General features: G+C 38.4%; 22 protein-coding genes and 1 pseudogene. 9 read left to right on the forward strand and 14 right to left on the reverse strand.

Annotated features, from left to right (window positions below; translation table 11 throughout):
• Nucleotides 1–48 precede the first annotated feature (48 nt).
• Genes ACEVFT_RS00705 through ACEVFT_RS00725 form a run of 5 tightly spaced genes read left to right on the forward strand, consistent with a single transcriptional unit; the run spans nt 49 to nt 4,899 of the window.
• Nucleotides 49–1,074: a methionine ABC transporter ATP-binding protein gene (locus ACEVFT_RS00705; protein ID WP_205446705.1), complete on the forward strand. Its 1,026-nt coding sequence runs from the start codon at nt 49–51 to the stop codon at nt 1,072–1,074.
• Nucleotides 1,067–1,738 (forward strand): methionine ABC transporter permease, encoded by a 672-nt coding sequence (locus tag ACEVFT_RS00710; protein WP_004225517.1) that lies wholly within the window; start codon nt 1,067–1,069, stop codon nt 1,736–1,738. The genes ACEVFT_RS00705 and ACEVFT_RS00710 overlap by 8 nt, the downstream gene beginning before the upstream one ends.
• Before the next feature lie 13 nt (nt 1,739–1,751).
• On the forward strand, nt 1,752–2,531 hold the full coding sequence (locus ACEVFT_RS00715) for an enoyl-CoA hydratase/isomerase family protein (protein ID WP_393947593.1): 780 nt from the start codon (nt 1,752–1,754) through the stop codon (nt 2,529–2,531).
• A 14-nt stretch (nt 2,532–2,545) separates the two neighbouring features.
• On the forward strand, nt 2,546–3,706 hold the full coding sequence (locus ACEVFT_RS00720; RefSeq protein WP_393947594.1) for an alpha-hydroxy acid oxidase: 1,161 nt from the start codon (nt 2,546–2,548) through the stop codon (nt 3,704–3,706).
• Nucleotides 3,703–4,899, forward strand: a complete 1,197-nt coding sequence (locus ACEVFT_RS00725) for a CaiB/BaiF CoA transferase family protein (protein WP_393947596.1) — start codon at nt 3,703–3,705, stop codon at nt 4,897–4,899. The genes ACEVFT_RS00720 and ACEVFT_RS00725 overlap by 4 nt, the downstream gene beginning before the upstream one ends.
• A 131-nt stretch (nt 4,900–5,030) precedes the next feature.
• Here ACEVFT_RS00725 and ACEVFT_RS00730 read toward each other — a convergent pair whose 3' ends face one another.
• The 14 genes from ACEVFT_RS00730 to ACEVFT_RS00795 form a co-directional block, all read right to left on the reverse strand.
• Nucleotides 5,031–6,230 carry a glycine C-acetyltransferase gene (locus tag ACEVFT_RS00730; protein ID WP_342442374.1) on the reverse strand — a complete coding sequence of 400 codons (1,200 nt, stop codon included), beginning with the start codon at nt 6,228–6,230 and terminating at the stop codon, nt 5,031–5,033.
• Between the two features lie 58 nt (nt 6,231–6,288).
• Nucleotides 6,289–7,365, reverse strand: a complete 1,077-nt coding sequence (locus ACEVFT_RS00735) for a nucleotide kinase (RefSeq protein WP_393947597.1) — start codon at nt 7,363–7,365, stop codon at nt 6,289–6,291.
• 101 nt (nt 7,366–7,466) lie between these two features.
• Nucleotides 7,467–8,102, reverse strand: a complete 636-nt coding sequence (locus ACEVFT_RS00740; RefSeq protein ID WP_393947598.1) for a YczE/YyaS/YitT family protein — start codon at nt 8,100–8,102, stop codon at nt 7,467–7,469.
• A gap of 118 nt (nt 8,103–8,220) precedes the next feature.
• Nucleotides 8,221–8,715, reverse strand: coding sequence for a Cys-tRNA(Pro) deacylase (ybaK, locus tag ACEVFT_RS00745; RefSeq protein ID WP_342533815.1), 495 nt, complete (start codon nt 8,713–8,715; stop codon nt 8,221–8,223).
• A gap of 24 nt (nt 8,716–8,739) precedes the next feature.
• Nucleotides 8,740–9,447 (reverse strand): hypothetical protein, encoded by a 708-nt coding sequence (locus ACEVFT_RS00750; protein ID WP_393947602.1) that lies wholly within the window; start codon nt 9,445–9,447, stop codon nt 8,740–8,742.
• 345 nt (nt 9,448–9,792) lie between these two features.
• Nucleotides 9,793–10,359: a VanZ family protein gene (locus ACEVFT_RS00755; RefSeq protein ID WP_393947604.1), complete on the reverse strand. Its 567-nt coding sequence runs from the start codon at nt 10,357–10,359 to the stop codon at nt 9,793–9,795.
• A gap of 132 nt (nt 10,360–10,491) precedes the next feature.
• Nucleotides 10,492–12,030: an acyl-CoA carboxylase subunit beta gene (locus ACEVFT_RS00760; RefSeq protein WP_393947606.1), complete on the reverse strand. Its 1,539-nt coding sequence runs from the start codon at nt 12,028–12,030 to the stop codon at nt 10,492–10,494.
• Between the two features lie 53 nt (nt 12,031–12,083).
• Nucleotides 12,084–12,866: an enoyl-CoA hydratase gene (locus ACEVFT_RS00765; protein WP_393947607.1), complete on the reverse strand. Its 783-nt coding sequence runs from the start codon at nt 12,864–12,866 to the stop codon at nt 12,084–12,086.
• Nucleotides 12,863–13,780 carry a hydroxymethylglutaryl-CoA lyase gene (locus tag ACEVFT_RS00770; protein WP_393947608.1) on the reverse strand — a complete coding sequence of 306 codons (918 nt, stop codon included), beginning with the start codon at nt 13,778–13,780 and terminating at the stop codon, nt 12,863–12,865. The genes ACEVFT_RS00765 and ACEVFT_RS00770 overlap by 4 nt, the downstream gene beginning before the upstream one ends.
• Nucleotides 13,781–13,794: 14 nt before the next feature.
• Nucleotides 13,795–14,007, reverse strand: coding sequence for an acetyl-CoA carboxylase biotin carboxyl carrier protein subunit (locus ACEVFT_RS00775; protein ID WP_031418413.1), 213 nt, complete (start codon nt 14,005–14,007; stop codon nt 13,795–13,797).
• A 68-nt stretch (nt 14,008–14,075) separates the two neighbouring features.
• The gene (locus tag ACEVFT_RS00780; RefSeq protein WP_393947609.1) at nt 14,076–15,434 is read right to left on the reverse strand and encodes an acetyl-CoA carboxylase biotin carboxylase subunit; all 1,359 of its coding nucleotides are present in this window, start codon (nt 15,432–15,434) and stop codon (nt 14,076–14,078) included.
• A 15-nt stretch (nt 15,435–15,449) separates the two neighbouring features.
• Entirely contained in the window at nt 15,450–17,084 is a 1,635-nt protein-coding gene (locus ACEVFT_RS00785) for an AMP-binding protein (protein WP_393947610.1), read from the reverse strand.
• Nucleotides 17,085–17,127: 43 nt separating this feature from the next.
• A complete protein-coding gene (locus ACEVFT_RS00790; protein WP_036078132.1) occupies nt 17,128–18,270 on the reverse strand; it encodes an acyl-CoA dehydrogenase in 1,143 nt (380 codons plus the stop codon).
• 120 nt (nt 18,271–18,390) lie between these two features.
• A complete protein-coding gene (locus ACEVFT_RS00795) occupies nt 18,391–19,008 on the reverse strand; it encodes a TetR/AcrR family transcriptional regulator (protein WP_205446690.1) in 618 nt (205 codons plus the stop codon).
• 376 nt (nt 19,009–19,384) lie between these two features.
• Here ACEVFT_RS00795 and ACEVFT_RS00800 point away from each other — a divergent pair.
• The 4 genes and pseudogenes from ACEVFT_RS00800 to ACEVFT_RS00815 all read left to right on the forward strand — a co-directional run.
• A pseudogene (locus ACEVFT_RS00800) lies at nt 19,385–19,981 on the forward strand (toprim domain-containing protein); the annotation flags it as partial.
• A gap of 238 nt (nt 19,982–20,219) precedes the next feature.
• Complete coding sequence (locus tag ACEVFT_RS00805; RefSeq protein ID WP_393947612.1) at nt 20,220–20,387, forward strand: hypothetical protein; 168 nt, start codon at nt 20,220–20,222, stop codon at nt 20,385–20,387.
• Nucleotides 20,366–21,118, forward strand: coding sequence for a tetratricopeptide repeat protein (locus tag ACEVFT_RS00810; protein WP_393947613.1), 753 nt, complete (start codon nt 20,366–20,368; stop codon nt 21,116–21,118). The genes ACEVFT_RS00805 and ACEVFT_RS00810 overlap by 22 nt, the downstream gene beginning before the upstream one ends.
• Nucleotides 21,099–21,683: a CHAT domain-containing protein gene (locus tag ACEVFT_RS00815; RefSeq protein ID WP_393947615.1), complete on the forward strand. Its 585-nt coding sequence runs from the start codon at nt 21,099–21,101 to the stop codon at nt 21,681–21,683. The genes ACEVFT_RS00810 and ACEVFT_RS00815 overlap by 20 nt, the downstream gene beginning before the upstream one ends.
• The last annotated feature ends 261 nt before the right edge of the window (nt 21,684–21,944 follow it).

The following is a 21,944-nucleotide window of genomic DNA, read 5'->3' on the forward strand; positions in this document are numbered from 1 at the left end:
GAGCAGATTCTTGCTTTTTAGAAGGTTGAGAAAGGAGCAAACAATCGCATGATTCAATTACAAAATATCTCAAAAGAATTCAAGTCGAAAAAAGGCATCATTAAAGCTGTGGATGGGATCAATCTTCATGTAAAAAAGGGACAAATTCATGGTGTGATCGGCTATAGTGGTGCTGGTAAAAGTACACTCATTCGTTGTGTTAATCTACTAGAACGTCCTACAGCAGGAAAAGTAGTGATAGACAATGTAGACATTACAACCCTTTCTCTTCATGAATTACGTCAAACACGCCAAAAAATCGGGATGATTTTCCAGCACTTTAATCTATTAAAAACAGCAACAGTTTACAATAATATTGCCGTTCCCTTAAAGCTACTAGGCTATAAAGAGACGGAAGTAAAAAACCGTGTAGCTAAATATGCTGAAATTGTAGGCTTAACAGATAAACTAGATAGTTACCCAAATCAACTTTCAGGTGGTCAAAAACAACGTGTGGCTATTGCACGTGCCTTGGCACAGGAGCCAGAGATTTTACTTAGTGACGAAGCAACAAGTGCACTTGACCCTGAGACAACAGAAGCCATTCTTGAATTGTTGTTAAAAATTAACCGTGAATTAGGCATTACGATTCTGCTCATTACACATGAAATGAATGTGATTCAAAAAATTTGCGATGAGGTTTCTGTTCTAGAATCAGGGAAAGTTGTGGAATTTGGCACAGCTATTGAACTTTTTGCAAAACCGAAGCACCCTACAACGCGAAAGTTTTTAAATACAATTTCACAACGTAACTTATCCCCTTCTCTTATTGAGCAATTAAATGTTTCAGGTAGTGTCATCCGTTTAACATTCCTTGGTGAAAGCACTGGTAAGCCATTATTAGCAGAAGTCACTAAGGTATACGATGTGCAACCAAATATTTTAACGGCTAATATTATTGAATTAAAAAACGGCATTGTCGGCAATATTGTGGTGCATCTACATGGCGAGACGCAGATTGTCCAAAAGGCGCTAACTTATTTTTCGGAAAATGGCGTGGCAGTGGAAGAATTAGGAGGTGCGTTCAATGAGTAGTATCCAAAGTTTCTTTACAGATTGGTCAGATGTTATTGGCAAAGCAATTATCGAAACATTTCAAATGGTCGGAATTTCATTGTTGTTCTCCATTCTAATTGGTATTCCATTAGGGCTATTAATCGTTTTAACACGACCAGGACAATCCTTTGAAAATAAATTTTTCTATCAGTTTTTTAATCTATTCATCAATATTGTCCGCTCTGTGCCATTTATCATTTTATTATTCTTCATCTTACCTTTTACCAAGTTAATTGTTGGTACAACAATTGGTGTTAAAGGTGTAATCGTTCCGTTAGTTGTTTACACAGCTCCTTATATTGCACGATTGATGGAATCTGCGCTTTTAGAAGTGGATTCAGGAGTGGTAGAAGCTTACACAGCCATGGGTATTAAACGTCGTCATATTATTTGGCATGTACTATTACGTGAAGCTCGTCCATCGATTATTTTAGGCTTAACGATTGCCACAATTGGATTAATTGGTGCAACGGCAATGGCAGGAATGGTTGGTGCTGGCGGATTAGGTGACCTTGCCTATCGTTATGGTCATTTACGCTATGAGGTTGATGTGATGTATGCAACTGTCTTTATCTTAATCATCCTTGTGCAAAGCATTCAATCTATCGGCAACCGCTTCGCTGCGAAATTGAAAAAAGATTAAGAGGAGAATGAAGATGACAAAGGAAATTTATGTAGAGAAAAATGGCTATATTGCAACGTTAGTATTAAATCGCCCTGATAAACGAAATTCGTTTTCAAAGGCAATGTTTCAAGCTATAGTAGACCATCTTGAACAGCTACGTGTAGATTCTTCTATCAAGCTCTTGATTGTCCGCGGTGTCAATGAAGTAGCCTTTTCATCTGGTGCTGATATTAGCGAGTTTTTAGATATTCGTTATGCTGCAGACAATGCCAAAGCCTATAATGATTTGGCTTTAAAGGCAATCGATGCCCTCTATAAATTTCCGCATCCTACAATTGCTATGATTCAGGGCTTAGCAATTGGCGGTGGCTTAGAGTTAGCAAATGCTTGTGATTTTAGAATAGCAACACCTAAGAGTAAGCTGGGTATCACCGCTGCAAACATTGGTATTGTCTATAATTTAGAAAGCACGAAACGTCTCATCAATATTGTTGGTGTCGCTAAGGCAAAGGAAATTTTATACACAGCCAACATTTTTACAGCTGAAGAAGGCAAAAATATTGGTTTAATCACGGCCCTACATGAGCCAGAGAATATTGAAGATGCCACACTGCAATTCGCTGAACATCTATTAAGTAAATCATCCATTGCAAACGCAGGCATCAAAAAAATTATCCAGGCGATTGTAGATGGTGAAAATGAAGAAAGCGATGAGCTGGCACAGTTAGTTTTGGATTCATTTAGTTCAGACGATTATAACGAAGGTATTCAAGCCTTTTTAAATAAAAGAAAGCCTATTTTCAATAAATAAGTGAGGTAGTAACGATGACAAACACAACTGATGGTGATCTACTCTTAAAAAATATCACTGCACAAGCCCCCTTCCCCATTTGCTTTGCAGATTTAGAAAAGGCCGTAGCGGAAAAAATCGAAGCTGGACCTTTTGGCTACATCCGTTCTGGTGCTGGTGGTGAACAAACACTGCGCAATAATCGTGCAGCTTTTGAGAAGTATTCCATTGTTCCCCGCTTTTTAAATGATGTGTCAAACGTTGATACATCAATTCATTTGTTTGGTAAAACATATCCAACTCCTTTGCTCTTTGCTCCTGTTGGCATGAACGGAATGGTTCACGATGAAGGTGAGCTTGCCGTTGCACGTGCCGCCCAGAATTTAAATATCCCTTATATTCAAAGCACTGTTTCCACTTATGCTCTTGAAGAAGTTGCTCAAGCTGCTCCTTCTGCAACAAAGTGGTTTCAATTATATTGGTCTACTAATGAAGAAATTGCTTTTAGTATGGCTGCACGTGCGGAGGCAGCGGGATTTGAAGCAATCGTTTTAACTGTCGATACCGTAATGCTTGGCTGGCGCGAAGAAGATGTCCGCAATCAATTTTCACCATTGAAGCTAGGCTATGCACGAGGCAATTATATGAATGATCCTGTTTTTACTGCCACTTTACCTGATGATTCATTTGAGTCCTATGTACAAGGTGTCTTGCAAAATGTCTTCCACCCAACACTTAATTGGGCGCATGTACGAGAATTAAAAAAGCGTACAAACCTTCCTATACTATTGAAGGGAATATTACATCCTGAAGATGCGAAGCTAGCTATCGATAATGGTATTGATGGCATTATTGTATCAAACCACGGTGGCCGTCAATTAGATGGCGTTATTGGTTCACTTGATGCCCTTCCTGCTATTGCAGAAGCTGTAAATGGACAAATTCCTATTATATTAGATAGTGGTGTATATCGTGGCATGGATGCCTTAAAAGCACTTGCTTTAGGAGCGGATGCCGTTGCAATTGGACGTCCTTTCGTCTATGGGCTAGCTCTTGAAGGACAACAAGGTGTCGAAAAGGTGATGACCAATCTTTATGATGAATTAAAGGTTTCCATCGCATTAGCAGGTGCCACCTCTGTCAAAGGATTACGCAACATCACATTAGTCAAACAGGATGGGACTGAGGTTAAATGAAACAAGCATTACAAGGATTAAAGGTTGTCGATTTATCACAAGTCTTAGCAGGCCCTTATTGCACTATGGTGTTAGCAGATATGGGTGCAGAAGTTATTAAAATTGAAAAATACCCAAATGGAGACGATACCCGTACAATGGGTCCTTTCGTTAATGAAGAAAGTCATATGTACATGATGGTTAATCGTAATAAAAAAGGTGTCTGCATCAATTTAAAAACTGCTGAGGGACTGGCTTTGTTTAAAGAACTGATTCAATCTGTCGATGTATTGGTTGAAAATTATCGACCAGGTGTCACGAAAAAGCTTGGTATTGATTATGACACATTAAAAACCATCAATCCTGGCCTTATTTACTGTTCTATTTCAGGCTATGGTCAAACAGGTCCTTATAGTCAAAAGGGTGGCTATGATATTATGGCACAGGGTCTGAGCGGCTTAATGCATATGACAGGTGAAGCAGATGGCCGACCTGTCAAAGTTGGCTTTGCGGTGAATGATATTGCTGCTGCTCAAACAGCCTTACAGTCCATTTTAATGGCCTATATTTATAAGCTTCGTAGTGGCGAAGGACAATATATTGATGTTTCCTTAGTGGAGTCAGGTCTTGCATGGACTGTTTGGGAGGCTGCTGCTTATTTCGGACAAGGTGAGCTACCTGAGCGAACAGGAACAGCCCATCGTGTGTCCGCGCCCTATCAAGGTTTCAAAACACAGGATGACTATATTCTAGTAGGTGCTGGCAATCAAAAGCTATGGGAGATTTTCGCGGCTAAGGTTGTCAATCGACCTGATTGGTTAGACAATCCCCTCTTTGCTACCAACTATTCACGTGCCCAACATGTGAAGGTGCTGGAGGCAGAAATTGAAAGCGAGCTAATCAAGCATAAGGCTACCTACTGGCTCGAACTTTTAGATAAACACGGCGTACCATCTAGCCCAATCTATTCCTACGATCAAACATTGAATGATCCACATATTCTAGAGCGTGGCATGGTACTGTCCTATGAGCACCCAACTGCTGGACCAATGCGAACACTAGGCTTCCCAGCCAAATTCTCGCAAACACCTGGACAGCTAACAAGTGCAGCTCCTACTTTAGGGCAACATAATGAGGAAATTTTACAGGCATTAAATATTTCGGATCCAGATATTCAACAGCTCAAGGCAGCCAAAATTATTGGCTCAAAATAAAGCGATTATCTAGTTTTAGATCGCTATCAGTTACATTTCAGCTTCTATCAGTCACTTTTTTGATTCTATCCTGCACTTTTTCATTTCTATCACGCAAAAAAGGCTTCCCCATCTATGAGGAAGCCTTTTTCTTATTGAATAACGCCTAATTCGCGACCAACCTTCTCGTAAATCGCAATTGCATTATCAAGCATTTCTTTTGTATGTGCCGCTGTTGGCATATTCCGAACGCGACCTGTACCCTTTGGAACTGTTGGGAAGACAATCGATTTTGCATAAACGCCTTCTTCAAATAAACGCTTTGAAAATTCCTGTGTCAACTTCTCATCCCCAATGATACATGGTGTAATTGGTGTCTCAGACGCACCAATATTAAAGCCAAGCTTCTCAAGTCCCGCTTTTAAATAGTTTCCATTATCCCACAGCTTATCGTGTAGCTCTGTTGAATCAATCAGCATTTGCACAGCTGCTGTAATAGCGGCAACATCACCTGGCGGTAACGCTGTTGAGAATAGGAATGGGCGTGAGCGAACTTTTAGCCAATCAATTAAATTTTTCTTACCTGCTACATAGCCACCTACTACACCAATGGCTTTTGATAATGTACCAATTTGGAAGTCAATTTCTTTTTCTAATCCAAAATGCTTCACAGTTCCTTTTCCTTTACCTGTTACACCTGAACCATGTGCATCATCCACATACGTTATTAAATCAAACTCTTTAGCAATTTCCACAATTTCAGGTAGTTTAGCAATATCACCATCCATTGAGAACACACCATCTGTGATAACCATGATTTTATTGTATAAGCCTGATTCCTTTGCCGCCTTTGCCTTAGCACGTAAATCATCCATATCGGAGTGATTAAATGCAATGATTTTCGCCTTTGATAAGCGACAGCCATCAATAATAGAGGCATGGTTCAATTGATCAGATAGAATGGCATCATTTTTATCCATTACAGCCGAAATAGCAGCCATATTACAATTAAAGCCAGATTGATAAGAAATAGCCGCTTCTGTTCCTTTAAATTCCGCAAGCTTTTCTTCTAATTTAACGTGCAAGTCAAGTGTGCCATTGATTGTACGAACAGCACCTGCTCCAACACCGTATTTATCAATTGTCTCTTTGGCAATACGCTTTAATTCTTCATTTGTTGCTAAACCAAGATAGTTGTTAGAGGATAAGTTAACAAGATTTTTGCCACGGACCTGAATAATCGGCCCATTTGCTCCCTCTACTGGATCGATTTCATTGTATAAGCCTTGTTCATGTAGGGCTTGTAGGTTTTCATCTAAAAATGCATTCAATACTTTAGACAAGCGTATCATCCTTTCCTAGGAAAACTGTTCTCGCTCCTAGTTTAGCACATGCAAGCCATTAGCTACATTACTTTGTTAATCTTTCGAATAGTGGCGCTGTTTTTTCTCGCCATAAAGAGGCAGATAGACAATGATCTAATAAACGCCGAACGGTATATTCAGCTTCTGCATATCGTTTGGAATGACCCATCGCATCCTGTATAGCTTCTTTGTATTGTACTCGGACTGCCTCAATCGCAGTCTCTGCTTCCTCTGAAAGCGCACAATGTTGCCCAATATCAAAAATCTTATCCCCTAACCTACCATCCTCTGGATCAAAGATATGGGGCTCTGTGCTATCAAAGATACAGAAATTGAGCTCTGGGATAATGACCATATCCACAGATCCCGCATCTAAGCCACACCAAATAATTTGTGCATCAAGCCCTCTTGCATTTGCCTCATCCGCTAAGCTTTTCATTAGTGAAGATTTACCTGTACCTGGCTTGCCTTTAATCATGAAGCGAGTCGTGATACTTTTGGTGATACTATCCACTGTATTTTCCGCACCTCTAGGAGTTAACGTTCCAAGTAAACGATGTGTCCGCATGCCCGTTTTATTCAAAACAATGGATTGGAACACTTCCGTCTTTAAATTTTCCACCTGTTCATTTAATGCCTGCCAGTTCATACAGCTTTGTGTGACAACCTCCCAGTCATCATGAAGCTTGATTGCTTGATCCAGTTTCGCTATGCATTTTTCACGCCAAGTTACCCGCTCCTGCATCGCCTCTGCAAGCTGTTCTCCAACCTTTTCAAGCTGTATGTCCTCTAAACAATCGTAGAAAGACATGACACGATGCTTTGTACCGAGTAAAGTTGGCTCGATATTCCACTCAGAAGCCCATACAAAAAGTCTGTTACAGCCTTTTACATAAACGGCTTCTACAACCTCTTCTAATAAAGCATGCTTAAACCACTCAACAGCAAAGCCCTGTTTCACATAAAAATATCCTAGTTCTTTTAACAGTTCTGAACCTTTAAAGGTAGCGGGCCCTTGCAAAAAATAAACGAGAGCCGCTTCTTCCATCATTTCTTTATATAAATTTTTCACACCTTGCCCAGTCAATGCGTGTCCAAAATAATACGTTACATTTCCGTTCAAATGTCGTTCCTCCTTTAGCTTCTGCCCTGCATTATATGAAGGAACGCTAAAAAAAATGAAAAGCTACTTCTATCCTTTACAGATCTAAGTAGCTTCATGATTTAATAAAATGGCTTCATGCCTTCAATATGCCCAATACATTTCATTAATATTTTACGACAATACGGTAATGAATATTGCACAATATAGCCTGAAGTTAAGGCGATTAATACTGTCCCTACTCCAACTGGTCCTCCTAGTAGCCAGCCAACAATGGTTACGAGTACTTCAATTCCCATTCTTGCTGTTTTAATAGATCCGCCAAACTTTTCGACAAGTATCATCATTAAGGTATCCCTTGGTCCTGCGCCCATATTCGGTGCGATATACATCCCACAGCCAAAGCTCAAAACAAATAAACCAATAATAAAATATGTAATTTGTAAGCCATATACATCCGTTGAGGGCAACATCCAGTTAAATACATCAATGAATGAGCCGATTAGTAGCATATTGAGCCAAGTGCCTATCTTTGGCCATTGACGCAACGCAATGGATGTTGAAGCAACTATAAAGAGTCCTGTTACAATAGACCAAGTACCAATACTTAAACCAAAATTTTGGAATAGACCCACATGTAAAACATCCCACGGGCTTGTCCCAACAATTTTTCCTTTTATCGACATCGTGATGCCAAGTGACATCACAATTAAGCCACCAATAAAAAAGGTCCAACGCCACCCCATTATTCTACGCATTCCTTATCCTTCTCTCTATGAATATATTGCTATTACTGTATCATACTTTCAACAAAAATTAAGCTATAGTGCTTGAACTAAACCGTTCATCTTACCACATAAAAAACTACCCATTTTCTCACTCATGGGTAGTTGTAATTGAGGCAAGTTGTGCCTTTGTTATAGTCTTCAGATCTTCTACTTGAACATGAATTTGCATACCAATTTTCCCAGCACTAACGATTATGCTTCCTTGATCTTGAGCAGATGCATCAATGACCGTTGGATATAACTTCTTCATCCCTACTGGTGAACATCCACCACGAACATAACCAGTATGGCCCAGTAGATCTTTTACCGCTAACATTTCAATTTTCTTTTCCCCAACTACCTTTGCAGCTGCTTTTAAGTCCAGCTCCTCGGCTACAGGAATGACAAATACAAATAACTTTTGTGCACTTGCTTTTGCTACTAATGTTTTAAATACCCGAGCAACTGGCTGACCAATTTTCTCAGCTACAGAAACACCATCAACTTGACCATCCCCGGTTTCGTATTCAATCACATCAAAATGAATTTTTTGTTGTTCTAATAATCGAATTGCATTCGTTTTCGCATGCTTTGCCTTTGCCATTTCAACAATCTCCTATCTACAGCATCAGGCTATCAAAGAGAACATAGAATCCTTGTCTGGGCGATAGCCATTTTTCGTCATTTGAACGTGAGCCGCATATCTTTCCGATGCCTGTTTGAATGCTCTTAACCTGAATGCAGTCTCATAGTTCTTACCGAAAATTGTATCTGCAAATGGGTCCAATTTCAATTCCTTCGAGAAACGTTCAGGAACCTTCACTTCAATAATGTCACGTACAAAAGATGGTTCGCCTTCGTTAGTGGTAACATCGTCAAAACTTGAATCATTTAACATATACTGTATTTGAGCATCAACGCTTTGTGCCACACGTAAATCTTGTGGAGAAGGCTCTGCTGATGACAATGCTGCATTACGTACCTGCTCTAAAATATGCAGTGTGTCATTTAGCTCTGAATCGGATATATCCGAGGAATCAGCGTTATCATTCATTCCTACTTTATAAGCTTGCTCATGGGCACGTACATTCTTTTCTGTTTGCTGCAAATCTTCCATAATGGCTTGCTGTTGAGGCGTTACTTCTTTCGACTCTACTTGTTGCTGTTCATATAAATCCTGGTCAGTACGTCCTAACAGTAGATTTTCCAGTTCAATCAATAATGGGTTTTTCTTTGGCTGGAAATACATCGCATTTTTTCTATATGCATCTCCCGCCTCTTTACGTTGCAATATCTTTTTACGATTATGCTGCGATGAAATTCTTTCTTGTTCCATTAAATTTGATATTTTCATAGTTTTCACCTCGCCCTTCTATCTTCATATGCTAATTAGATAATAGATATGAACATACTTACTTACACTCTATCTATACCATTTGAATAGTTTCTGTACACTCATTATCGGAATTTTCACTATTAAATTCAAGCACTAATTACTACTAACCTCCTAAAGAGATACTAACTATTTTCGAAATTAGGTATAAAGACTCTTATAAAGCCAATATTTTTCACATACATTTATTAACTCCATACTATTTTCAATAAAATTTATTACCATATACACTAATCAAACAGTGTTAATCGACGTAAAAAAACAGCCCCTCATTCTGGACTGTCTTTCTCATTTTTTGGGTCTAATCAATATACCTTTATAAGCTAAGTAACCAAGCCATGCACCAATTGTATTTAAAATTAAATCATCAATATCCGCAGAGCCGACGGTAAAAATAAATTGAACGGTTTCGACAGCAAGACTAGAAAAAAAGCCTAAACAAATAATGACCCACGCTTTTCGGAATTTCTTCGATAGTAATGGCAGTAAAAAGCCCATTGGCGTAAAAATTAATAAGTTGCCAAGTAAGTTAACGATTATAATTTCCCAATTAAAATATTGAGAGTAGTTTATATAACGGAGAATCGTTTCGAAGGGAATAAAATTAGTAGTTAATCGCCAACTACTATAATCAAACAATCCTAAGTCACCTATCGAGTAATCTCCTTTAAATAAAACGACGACTACATCTACTAAGCGATCAATAACCAATTTATAAAAAGCCATAAATGAATAGATACTAAATAAAATCCAACCTGCGATCTTTAGCGGCAAATAATATGTATCAATGACATCCCGATATGGTAATGGGAGCTTGGCATTATTCTGAACATCCGCTATGTTGTTTTTAGACAAGCTTAACACCCACTTCCCTTTATTCCTTCCCATATTTTAATATGCTCAACTATAGCTTGCAAGTAGCTGAAAAAAATTATCATCCAAAAAAGCTGTCTCCTAGCAGCAGAGACAGCCTTGCAATAAGTATGTTTAAACTGGGTTTACCCCATGCTTACGTTGTGAGAATAATAAGTATTTTGACATATAAAGTTCTAAGCGATTTTCTAGTACCTTACGTAGCTCATTAGGTTCAATCACATCATCAATGATAAGCTCTGAAGCTAAACGATACACATCAATTTCCTCTTGATATTCTTTACGTTTCTCGGCAATGAAGCTTGCTTGTTCTTCTTTTGGAAGTTCTGCAATTTTATTGGCATAGACGGCATTGACAGCAGCTTCTGGTCCCATTACGGCAATTTGTGCATTTGATAATGCAATACAGCAGTCTGGTTCAAACGCAGGGCCAGCCATCGCATATAATCCTGCACCATATGCTTTACGCACAATGACCGTTAGCTTAGGAACAGTTGCCTCACTCATGGCAAAAATCATTTTAGCACCATGACGGATGATTCCTGCTTTTTCTACCTGAGTACCAATCATAAAGCCTGGAACGTCTGCTAAGAATAACAGCGGTATATTGAATGCATCACAAAGGGAAATAAATTTCGCCGCTTTATCAGCAGAATCATGGAATAGCACGCCTCCCTTGACACGTGGTTGGTTAGCGATAATGCCAACTGATTGTCCATTAATTCGTGCAAGGCCTGTAATTAATTCGGGTGCAAATAATTTCTTGACCTCACAAAACGAATCTTCATCGATAATACGATCAATTAGCTTATACATATCAAATGGAACATTTTGGTTTTGAGGAATTAATTCTTCAATAGATTTATCAAATGTAGCCGGTGGTTTAGGTGCCTCTACCTTGCTGCGTTCTGCATAGTTATTCGGGAAGTAACCCAAATATTTACGCGCATAAGTAATGGCCTCCTGTTCTGTTTTAACAAGCACATCTCCACAACCAGAAACGGAACAGTGCATTTTTGCGCCACCCATTGTTTCTAAATCCACTTTCTCACCGATAACCATTTCGGCCATACGAGGAGATCCTAAATACATGGAAGCATTCCCTTCTACCATCACAACGATATCGCAAAATGCAGGGATATAGGCACCGCCTGCTGCGGAAGGACCGAATAATAAGCAAATTTGCGGAACTTTTCCTGACAGCTTGACTTGGTTGTAGAAAATGCGTCCTGCACCTCTACGTCCTGGGAACATTTCTAGCTGATCTGTAATACGTGCACCTGCTGAATCTACTAAATAGAGTAATGGACAATTCAACTTTTCAGCAGTTTCTTGAATGCGAATCATTTTTTCAACTGTGCGTTTTCCCCAAGAACCCGCTTTAATCGTTGAATCATTGGCTAGCACACAAACCGTGCGACCATGAATTTTACCAATACCAGTGACAACACCATCTGCTGGTAAATCCCCTGCTAAACAGTTCGCATAGAGCCCATCCTCTGATTGAAGACCATCATCAAGTAATAGTTCAAGACGCTCACGTACAAATAGCTTACCTTGCTGTGCATTTTTGTCATGATATTTTGGTAATCCACCTGCTAGTATTTTATCTTTCATTGTAGGTGGCGTATTTTCTGTCGAGATATTGCTCATGTTTATTTCCTCCCTTTGCCCAATCGATTACACCAAAATTGTTTCTTGGCGTTTTATTTCCCTGAATATTGTGGCGCTCGCTTCTCTTGGAAAGCAAGTAAGCCCTCTAATCGGTCTTCTGTTGGGATCAGTGCACTATATGCAAGTGATTCAATTTTTAACCCGGTAGCTAAATCTACCTCAACACCTTGATTGATCGCAACTTTGGCTTGCACTAAAGAGAGTGGTGCGTTTTTTGCCATTTCCAGTGCAAGCTGTTGTGCCTTCTCTAATACCTCATGTCCTTCATAAACATACTCGATAATGCCATAATGTTTAGCTTCTTCGGCATTCAGCCTACGTGCTGTATAAATTAATTCCTTTGCTTTGCCAAGACCAATTAGACGTGGAAGTCGTTGTGTTCCCCCAGCTCCTGGAATAATACCGAGCGATGTTTCTGTTAGACCTAGCTTTACATTTGTAGCCGCAATACGTAAATCACAAGCTAGTGCCAACTCCAAGCCTCCGCCAAAAGCTACGCCATTTAGGACAGCAATGACAGGCTGTGCAAGCGTTTCAACTTTTGCCACAGTGGCGCCAATCAGCTGCACAATCTGCTTCACTTGTCGATCGGACATTCCTTTACGTTCCTTTAAATCAGCACCTGCACAAAATGCCTTTTCGCCTGCACCTGTTAGAAGGACTACGCGCACTGCTGGATCTCCATTGATTTGATCAAGCGTGTCAGACAGCTCATGAAGTAATTGAACCGACATAGCGTTAGCAGCTTCTGGTCTTGAAAGAGTAATTAGTCCAATACTACCCTCTAGTAATTCAAAACGAACGAGTTGTGTCATCGTTGATTTGCACTCCTTTCATTGCGGACAATAGCCATTTGCTTCGATGCAACAGCTTTGCCTAATTTCTCTTCAATAAAGAGTGCCGCCTCTAGCACCTTTTGTCGATCTACTCCTGTTTCAATGCCCATCTCATCGAATAAATACAATAAATCTTCTGTGGCTACATTGCCTGAGGCACCCTTAGCATATGGACAACCCCCTAGCCCACCAAGCGCACTATCAAACTTAGAAATACCCATTTCTAAGGATTTCATAATATTAGCTAGTGCTGTTCCACGCGTATCATGAAAATGCATGGCAAATCTTTCAGCAGGATATCTTTTTAGTAATTCCTCTAAAAGAAATTCAACCTGCGTCGGTACACCAACACCAATTGTGTCGCCAAGCGATATTTCAGTCACACCCATCTCCAATAATTTTTCCGTTACTCGTAGTACCTTATCAGGATGGATATACCCCTCATAAGGACAACCAATAACCGTTGAGATATAGCCTCGAACATGTTTCTTTGCAGCCTTAGCTCCTACCACAACTTCCTCTAATATGGGAAATGTATCTTCTATCGTTTTATTAATATTACTTTGGTTATGACTTTCACTAGCAGACATAAAAATACTTACTTCATCTACTTCAGCCTGTAATGCACGTTCTAAGCCACGCATATTGGGTACAAGTGCTGCATAGGTAATATCCTTATGTCTTTTAATGGCTTGCAGAACCTCGACTGCATCTGCCAATTGAGGAATCCATTTCGGATGCACAAACGATGTCACTTCAATATAATTTAATCCTGTTTGACTTAATAAATTAACTAATTGCACTTTATCAGCTGTTGAAATATGCGTTTTTTCATTTTGTAAGCCATCACGGGGACCAACTTCTTTGATTATGACTTGCTTAGGTAGCTGCATAAAGAAGCCTCCTCTTATTCAATTTCTAAAATATCATCATCAACGTTAATGAAGTCTCCCTCATTGGCAATGATTTTCGTCACGACGCCATCCTCTTCTGCTGCAATTGGAATTTCCATTTTCATCGATTCTAAAATGGCTACATCTTGACCTGCTGTCACTTTCTCGCCCTCTGCTACTACGATTTTCCATACTGTTCCTGCCATGCTTGCTTTTACTGTTGCCATAATTATTCACTCCTAATTTTTTAATCATGCATTCGCCCTTCTATGGAAGCACGAATACATGAAAATTGTTATTTTGTTTCTGCTAATTGCGGTAAATAATATTGCTCTACAAATTTAGTCGTCGTATAGCCTTTTAAAAATTGCTCATGAGTGACGGTTTTTAACAACATCGGAATATTCGTTTGAATACCCTCGACTTTATACGCCTTTAGTGCTTGCGTTAATCTCTCACAGGCAATCGCTCTCGTTTCTCCCCACACCACCAATTTACTAATCATTGGATCATAGAATGGTGTGACCACTGAACCAGACTCTACACCACATTCATGTCGCACTCCTTCACCTGTCGGTAATTCAAGAGTCGTAATGGTACCTGGAGAAGGGAAGAATGTCGAAGGATTTTCAGCGTATATCCGCACTTCAATCGCATGCCCTTCTTTAGTCATACTTTCTCTAGTAAATGCAAGCGGTTGTTTTGCCGCAATTTTTAATTGCTCTTCTACTAAATCAAGCTTCGTAATTTCCTCTGTTACGGGATGCTCTACCTGTAATCTTGTATTCATCTCTAAGAAATAAAAGTTTTGATTTTCATCAACCAAATACTCAATTGTTCCAGCATTGACATAACCAATATGCTTCGCCGCCTTAACCGACACTTCTAGCATTTTTTCTCTTGTCTCTTGTGAAATAAACGGTGATGGTGCTTCTTCTACTACTTTTTGATTTCTTCGTTGAATAGAGCATTCACGTTCAAATAACGGAACAACATTGCCCTGATGATCTGCAATAATCTGCACTTCGACATGGTGAGGGTTAGCAATGAATCGCTCCATATACATCGTGCCATCACCAAAGAATGATTGTGCACGCTTTTGATTGCCCTCAAAAGCTTTGGCCAGTTCCTCGGCATTTTCAACTAGCTGCATACCGATACCGCCCCCGCCTGCTGATGCCTTTAACATAATGGGATAGCCTAAACGCTCCGCTATGTCAGTGGCTTCTTCCACATCTTTCACAGGCGCTTCTACACCCTCTACAATAGGCACGCCAGCAGCTTTCATTGTTTTACGTGCCTCTAGTTTACTGCCCATTGAAGCGATCACATCTGCACTTGGCCCGATAAACACTAAACCTACCTCTGTACAACGTTTCGCAAAATTTGCATTCTCTGATAGTAAACCATAGCCAGGATGAACAGCCTCTGCGCCACTTTCTAATGCAATTTCAAGAATGCGGTCGATGTTTAAATAGCTCTGTGCAACAGGTGGCTTCCCTACACAGAAAGCCTCATCTGCATCTTTCACATGTAGGCTTTCAGCATCTGCCTCTGAATAGATAGCAACCGTATGAATATTTAGGCGCTTGCATGTTCTGATCACACGTCTAGCAATCTCCCCACGATTTGCAATTAATACCTTGTTGAACATATCCACTGCCCCTCCTTACTTTACGGTCATAACAAAATCTTCTCGTAATTTATATTTTTGAACTTTTCCTGATGCAGTCATTGGATAGTTATCAATAAAGAAGATATGGCGAGGAATTTTATGTCTAGAAATTTTATCCCGACAATAATCTCGGATTTCTTCCTCTGTTGCCTGTTCTCCTTCTTTTAACACAATCCAAGCTGCCGCTTCCTCACCATAGACAGGGTCAGGGACACCTGCAACCTGAACATCTGAAATTTTAGGATGTGTATAAAGGAACTCCTCAATTTCACGAGGATATAGGTTTTCACCACCACGAATAATCATATCCTTCAAACGTCCTGTTACACGGATAAAACCGGCTTCATCCATTGTTGCTAAATCACCTGTGTGCAACCAACCATCCTCGTCAATCGCAAGATCTGTTTCTTCTTGGTTTTTATAGTAGCCCTTCATCACATGATAGCCCCTCGTACATAGCTCTCCCTGTTCATTCGTCGATGCTTCCTCCGTTGTACCAGGAACAACAATCTTTACTTCTAGGTTAGGTAATGCGCGGCCGACCGTCTCCACCTTCAACACTAACGGGTCCTCTGTTCTTGTTTGCGTAATAACTGGTGATGATTCTGTTTGACCATAGCAAATTGTAATATCTTTCATCCCCATCTTCTCAATGACCGCTTTCATGACCTCAATTGGACAGTTTGAGCCAGCCATGACTCCTGTGCGTAAAGTTGAAAGATTGAAAGATGAAAAATTCGGTAAATTCAGTTCACTAATGAACATCGTTGGCACGCCATGTAATGCAGTACATTTCTCTTGTTGAACGGTTTTGAGTACCTCTTCAGGTGAAAATTCCTGCACTGGTACCATCGTTCCACCACTCGTAGTAATGGCTAATGTCCCTATGACACAACCAAAGCAATGGAAAAATGGAACTGGGATACATAGACGATCCTCTGCAGTTAAACGCATACACTCAGCAATGTTGACAGCATTGTTGACTAAATTAAAATGCGTTAACATTACACCCTTAGGAAAGCCTGTTGTACCAGACGTATATTGAATATTAATGACATCATCATAGTGTAGAGAGTGCTCTCTTTGATCTAGCTGTTCCTCGGATACTTGCTTGGCAGCAGTTAAAACGTCTGACCAATTTAGTACGCCGGGGTATTTCGTTTCACCGATTAAAATAACATTTTTTAATAAAGGTAGTCGCTTTGATTGCAAATTACCTGGTTCACAATGTTCAAGCTCTGGACATAACTCTTGCAGTGTATTGATAAAAGAATGGTCTCGATAATTTTCAATTAAAAAAATCGTTTTAGCATCAGATTGCTTCAATAGATACTCCAACTCACTCGCACGGTAATTCGTATTTACCGTAACAATTGGAGCACCCATCTTCCCTGTACCAAATTGAAGCTGTACCCACTCAGGAACATTCGTCGTCCATACTGCGATATGATCTCCCTTTTCAATTCCAAGAGCCATTAAACCTCTCGCTACGTATCGTGCTTGACGATTTAGCTGCTCATAAGTCATGCGTAAATTTCTGTCAGCGTAGACCAATGCTTCATTCTGCGGGTACTTTTTTGATTGTTCATCTAGCAATTGACCAATTGTTTGATACACAAGTTCTGCCATGAAGATCCCCCTTATTTATGCTATTTAACTTAATTGATGATGATTAACAGCCAATTAGACGAGAAATAACGAGACGTTGAATTTCAGATGTTCCTTCACCGATTTCCATTAACTTAATGTCACGTAAATGGCGTTCTACATCGTATTCTTTCATATATCCAGAACCACCATGAATTTGGATTGCTTGATTACATGTACGGAAGCCCATTTCAGAAGCAAATAGTTTAGCCATCGCAGCTTCTTTGCCAAATGGCTTCTTTTGATCTTTTAACCATGCCGCTTTATGTACTAGCGTACGAGCAAGCTCTATTTCCATCGCCATATCAGCTAATTTAAATTGGATCGCCTGTAGCTTTGAAATAGGTGCACCAAATTGCTCACGTTCCTTCGCGAATTTTAGTGCCTTTTCATAGGCAGCCTGTGCAATTCCAACAGAAAGGGCAGCGATGGAAATACGCCCACCATCAAGTGTATTTAAAAACTGGCTAAAGCCACGTTTTTCATCCCCTAATAGATTTGTTCTTGGGACACGAACATTTTCTAACACAATCTCACATGTATTGGAGCCACGTACACCCATTTTGTCATAATTACAGTTGATTGTTACACCTGGTGTGTTTGTTGGCACAATAATAGAAGAAATAATCTTTTTACCATCTTCACGTTTACCCGTTACCGCAGTCACAATAATTTGTCGAGCATATCCTGCATTGGTAATCCAGCATTTTTCTCCGTTAATGATGTAGTCATCACCATCAATAACAGCTGTAGTACGTGTGCCACCAGCATCTGAACCTGCATTTGGCTCTGTTAAACCGAATGATCCTAATGTCTCACCCTTAGCTAATGGAACTAACCATTCTTGCTTTTGTTCCTCCGTACCGAAGTTATAAATTGGTGAGGCGCCTAAGCTAACAGCAGCTGCATAGCTTAACCCCGTGCCTCCACATGCTCGACCAATTTCCTCTACAGCTAAAGCATAGGACACCGTATCACCACCTGATCCACCATATTCTTCAGGAAACGGGATACCCAATAAGCCTAGTTCTGCCATCTTCTTAAAGCTCTCTATTCTCATTGTTGATGTCTCATCAACCTCACGAGCATACGGTTTAATCTCCTTCTCAGCAAAATCACGCACCATGTCTCGAATCATTTCTTGCTCTTTTGTTAATTCAAAATTCATCCCTAATCCCCCTAATGTCTAATTTGCCATAGTAGATGTAGCTCAAGAACGATTGCTTACAGTGAAATACCGACTAGTCGGTTTGTAAAAACAAATAATAAAACCAGTGTCTCCTACTGGCTACCCCTTTATTATAAATTGCTTCGCTTCTTCCATGGCTTGTTCTGTCACAATCGCACGTAATACCATATCGGTAAAAACATCTGTGATTTGCTCCATAGTTAATGGTCCTGATTGCTTAAACCATTTGTATGTCCAGTTAATCATCCCGACAATTGCCATAGTGACAATCGTACAAGGTAATTCAGTACGAAAAACCTTTGCTTCCTGACCCTCGGCTATCACTTTTTGTAAAATATCTCGATAGTGATCTCTCTTTTTATGGATGATGTCACTATATTCATCTGAGAGTGAACGACTTTCTTCATAAAAAATCGTAATATGTGCTTGATACATATCAAATACTTGTGTCAGTGTTTGCAGCATGGCACACAAACGTGTGATGGGTGTATCGTATTTGTCATATGCATCTTGCGATTGTTGAATAACATATGAAATAAAGACATCATGAATTTCATATAACAATTCATCTTTTGATTTAAAATTATGATAAAATCCACCCTTTGATGCTCCAATATATTCCACAATACGATCCACAGTTACATTGTGATAACCATCTTGCTGAAACAATTCAACTGAAGCGTCTACAATTCTTTGTTTTAACGTTTTCTTTACCATAGGCACCTATCATCCTTCATCTAGCTCTATACTCCATCACTCCTTATAATCAGGAAAAATCATTCAAATCCATAAAGTATTCTATTTTTTCCTAATTATAAAAATACTATGACAACATAAATATAGCATTCTCAAAATTTGGTGTCTAGCAACAAAATAGATTTTTCATAAAATTGCGAGCATAAAATTTACATGGAACAGAAATTAAAAACCTATAAACACATACATACCATATGAATTTTTTTTGCTCATCATGACAAATTTTCTTCCCTCCCATTTCTTTGTCTAACAAATCCATTTTCCATTGCAGTTAAACTGCGAACCCACTCAACCTATGCTATATTTAAAACCATGGAACTATGAAAGGGTGTTAACAATGGCAAAGAGCGTAGTAATCGCTGAAAAACCTTCTGTAGCACGTGATATCGCACGTGTACTGAAGTGTAATAAAAAAGGAAATGGTTTCCTTGAGGGAGATAAATACATTGTTACTTGGGCGCTTGGACATCTTGTGACACTGGCTGACCCTGAAAGCTATGATGTGAAATATAAAACATGGAATCTTGAAGATCTACCCATGTTACCTGAACGACTAAAATTAACTGTTATAAAGCAAACTGGAAAGCAATTTAATGCGGTCAAAAGTCAGCTTACACGTAATGATGTCAGTGAAGTCATCATTGCTACAGATGCTGGACGTGAAGGTGAATTAGTAGCACGCTGGATACTCGATAAAGTGAAAATTAAAAAGCCTCTAAAACGCTTATGGATTTCCTCTGTTACAGATAAGGCAATTAAAGATGGCTTTGCCAATCTAAAGCCTGGCAAAGCATATGATAATCTATATGCCTCTGCTGTAGCTCGCTCAGAGGCAGACTGGTATATCGGACTCAATGCTACTCGTGCTTTAACTACCCGCTTTAACGCACAGTTGAATTGTGGACGTATTTTATTGTATACTGTCAATACTATTGGCGAAATTTATTAATCTAGATTTAATCTAGGTTGTATAGGTTTCGCCATTTTTTTTATGGCGAAAATTATTTAATATTTAAATTTATTTCGTTTAGACATTAATTAATAACCTTAAAATTCTATAATTAATAAAATACGTAATACAGAAGAGTTATACTTAAAACTATTAACGTGGTTACATATTTTAAGTAAAAAAATTAGTTCTTATTATAATTTTGAATATAGGAGGGAATACAATGTCAAATACATTAATTTTGTCGGCAAATCAAAACATAAAATCGTTTAAAAAAAATATAAACAAAAATATACAAGCAAAGGATTTTCATAAAAATTGCCTAGAGTTTATTTCATGGACTAAGGAACATCCATATCAAAAAAAAATGTGGAGCTTCTCAAGATTTTAAGTTCAGCTATTGAAAATACTAATTATGAAGATTTGAAAGTATTAATTCATTGTGGGAAATTTAGTCGATATGTATTTGAACAAAACTATAAACAACTAGCTATTGAATTACCAATAGTATTAGATTGTGCGATTACAAATGATTGTATAGATGCAGGTAAAGAATTATGTGAGTTGATTATCTATTTAATGGAAGTCGTTACTACTCTTCCATCAGAATCTAAAATTATATTTCTGAGAGATGTTGTGTATTTTTCACGTCAAATTGATGATTGCGATATGGAGGTACGTACTTCGATAAAAATAGCGGAAATTTTTCAATCTAATAATGCATTTCAATCTGCATACCGTATTCTTTCTGAAGCAGAAACAAATGCTCGAGAGAGAGATAATTTAAATTTAGTGGCCAAATTACATGTAGCAGCTGGAGCAGTTAGTTATTCAGAACAAGATTTTGAATACGCCACCAAATATTTCTTTTCGGCAATTGGTTTATATAGTAGTTTAGGAATAGAGCCACCTATAGATGTACTTAGCAATTTTGCTACTTCATTAATGGATATAGGACAGTTAAAGCATGCAGCTGAGATTTATAATGACATACTTTCAAATAATATAGAAACCGAATTAATACAAGAAATTTATTTGAACTTAATGATATGTTATAGAGATTTAAATGAATGGGAAATGGTTCAAGATATTTTCGACAAAATTGACATTTCATATTTTTAAAGAGCTACCACTATTAAGACCGGAATTAAGTTTATCTAATAAATATAAAATGTTTGAAAGTGTATCTATAAGAAATATTGTAGAAGGTGTTGATTTAACTAAATTTCAAGAGGCAGATTTTATACATTTCGCATCACATGGATTCCCTATATCTAATTATAATGATCCTATATTTGCAACAATGTCTGGACCATTTTCAGACAAATCATTATCATTTGCTGAAATCCAAACTAAATTTAATAAGTTTGACTATCAATTAGTTTTATTAAGTGCATGTGATTCTTCTGATAGTTTAAACAGTGCATTTAATAAAACATATGATACCAACGAATTAATTAGCTTTCCTTTAATTTTTTTATTAAATCAAAAAAGTGTTGTTATTTCGTTTAATTGGCCAATAATTGATATTGTTCCATATGTTTTTTCATCATTATTTTTAGAAATATATCAAATTGAACAAGACTTCTATAGGACGTTTAATAAAACACAATTAAGTTTATATGAATTAACGATTGAGAATCTATTGAGGATTTTAGAGAATATTGAGGATTTTAGAGAATATTGAGGACGAAAATATTCGTACGCAAAAAATGTATCTATTCAAAAAAATGGAAAAATCTATGTGTCCGTTTAATGATTTCTATATTTTAGGGGCAATCACATTTAGCAGTCTTATTACACATTAGACAATAAAATTTACTTTAAATGTAAATTTCCCTCAATAGCTACTTTAAGTGTGGTCTTTTAATAAAGATTGATAATTAAGTTCGAACATTTGTAATAAAGTATTAATAAAAAACTTTATTATATACAGGTTTTTTTATTC

The sequence above is a fragment of the Lysinibacillus sp. PWR01 genome, from assembly GCF_043359455.1.
GTDB lineage: Bacteria > Bacillota > Bacilli > Bacillales_A > Planococcaceae > Lysinibacillus > Lysinibacillus fusiformis_F.

Excerpts from the sequence above, each read along its gene's own strand:
- ACEVFT_RS00725 (WP_393947596.1), top strand. The coding sequence starts at position 3,703 with ATGAAACAAGCATTACAAGGATTAAAGGTTGTCGATTTATCACAAGTC.
- ACEVFT_RS00780 (WP_393947609.1), bottom strand. The coding sequence starts at position 15,434 with ATGTTCAACAAGGTATTAATTGCAAATCGTGGGGAGATTGCTAGACGT.
- ybaK (WP_342533815.1), bottom strand. The coding sequence starts at position 8,715 with ATGGCAAAGGCAAAGCATGCGAAAACGAATGCAATTCGATTATTAGAA.
- ACEVFT_RS00730 (WP_342442374.1), bottom strand. The coding sequence starts at position 6,230 with ATGATACGCTTGTCTAAAGTATTGAATGCATTTTTAGATGAAAACCTA.
- ACEVFT_RS00785 (WP_393947610.1), bottom strand. The coding sequence starts at position 17,084 with ATGGCAGAACTTGTGTATCAAACAATTGGTCAATTGCTAGATGAACAA.
- ACEVFT_RS00720 (WP_393947594.1), top strand. The coding sequence starts at position 2,546 with ATGACAAACACAACTGATGGTGATCTACTCTTAAAAAATATCACTGCA.
- ACEVFT_RS00710 (WP_004225517.1), top strand. The coding sequence starts at position 1,067 with ATGAGTAGTATCCAAAGTTTCTTTACAGATTGGTCAGATGTTATTGGC.
- ACEVFT_RS00705 (WP_205446705.1), top strand. The coding sequence starts at position 49 with ATGATTCAATTACAAAATATCTCAAAAGAATTCAAGTCGAAAAAAGGC.
- ACEVFT_RS00770 (WP_393947608.1), bottom strand. The coding sequence starts at position 13,780 with ATGCAGCTACCTAAGCAAGTCATAATCAAAGAAGTTGGTCCCCGTGAT.
- ACEVFT_RS00750 (WP_393947602.1), bottom strand. The coding sequence starts at position 9,447 with ATGGAACAAGAAAGAATTTCATCGCAGCATAATCGTAAAAAGATATTG.
- ACEVFT_RS00760 (WP_393947606.1), bottom strand. The coding sequence starts at position 12,030 with ATGAGCAATATCTCGACAGAAAATACGCCACCTACAATGAAAGATAAA.
- ACEVFT_RS00775 (WP_031418413.1), bottom strand. The coding sequence starts at position 14,007 with ATGGCAACAGTAAAAGCAAGCATGGCAGGAACAGTATGGAAAATCGTA.
- ACEVFT_RS00805 (WP_393947612.1), top strand. The coding sequence starts at position 20,220 with ATGTCAAATACATTAATTTTGTCGGCAAATCAAAACATAAAATCGTTT.
- ACEVFT_RS00790 (WP_036078132.1), bottom strand. The coding sequence starts at position 18,270 with ATGAATTTTGAATTAACAAAAGAGCAAGAAATGATTCGAGACATGGTG.
- ACEVFT_RS00740 (WP_393947598.1), bottom strand. The coding sequence starts at position 8,102 with ATGCGTAGAATAATGGGGTGGCGTTGGACCTTTTTTATTGGTGGCTTA.
- ACEVFT_RS00765 (WP_393947607.1), bottom strand. The coding sequence starts at position 12,866 with ATGACACAACTCGTTCGTTTTGAATTACTAGAGGGTAGTATTGGACTA.
- ACEVFT_RS00795 (WP_205446690.1), bottom strand. The coding sequence starts at position 19,008 with ATGGTAAAGAAAACGTTAAAACAAAGAATTGTAGACGCTTCAGTTGAA.
- ACEVFT_RS00715 (WP_393947593.1), top strand. The coding sequence starts at position 1,752 with ATGACAAAGGAAATTTATGTAGAGAAAAATGGCTATATTGCAACGTTA.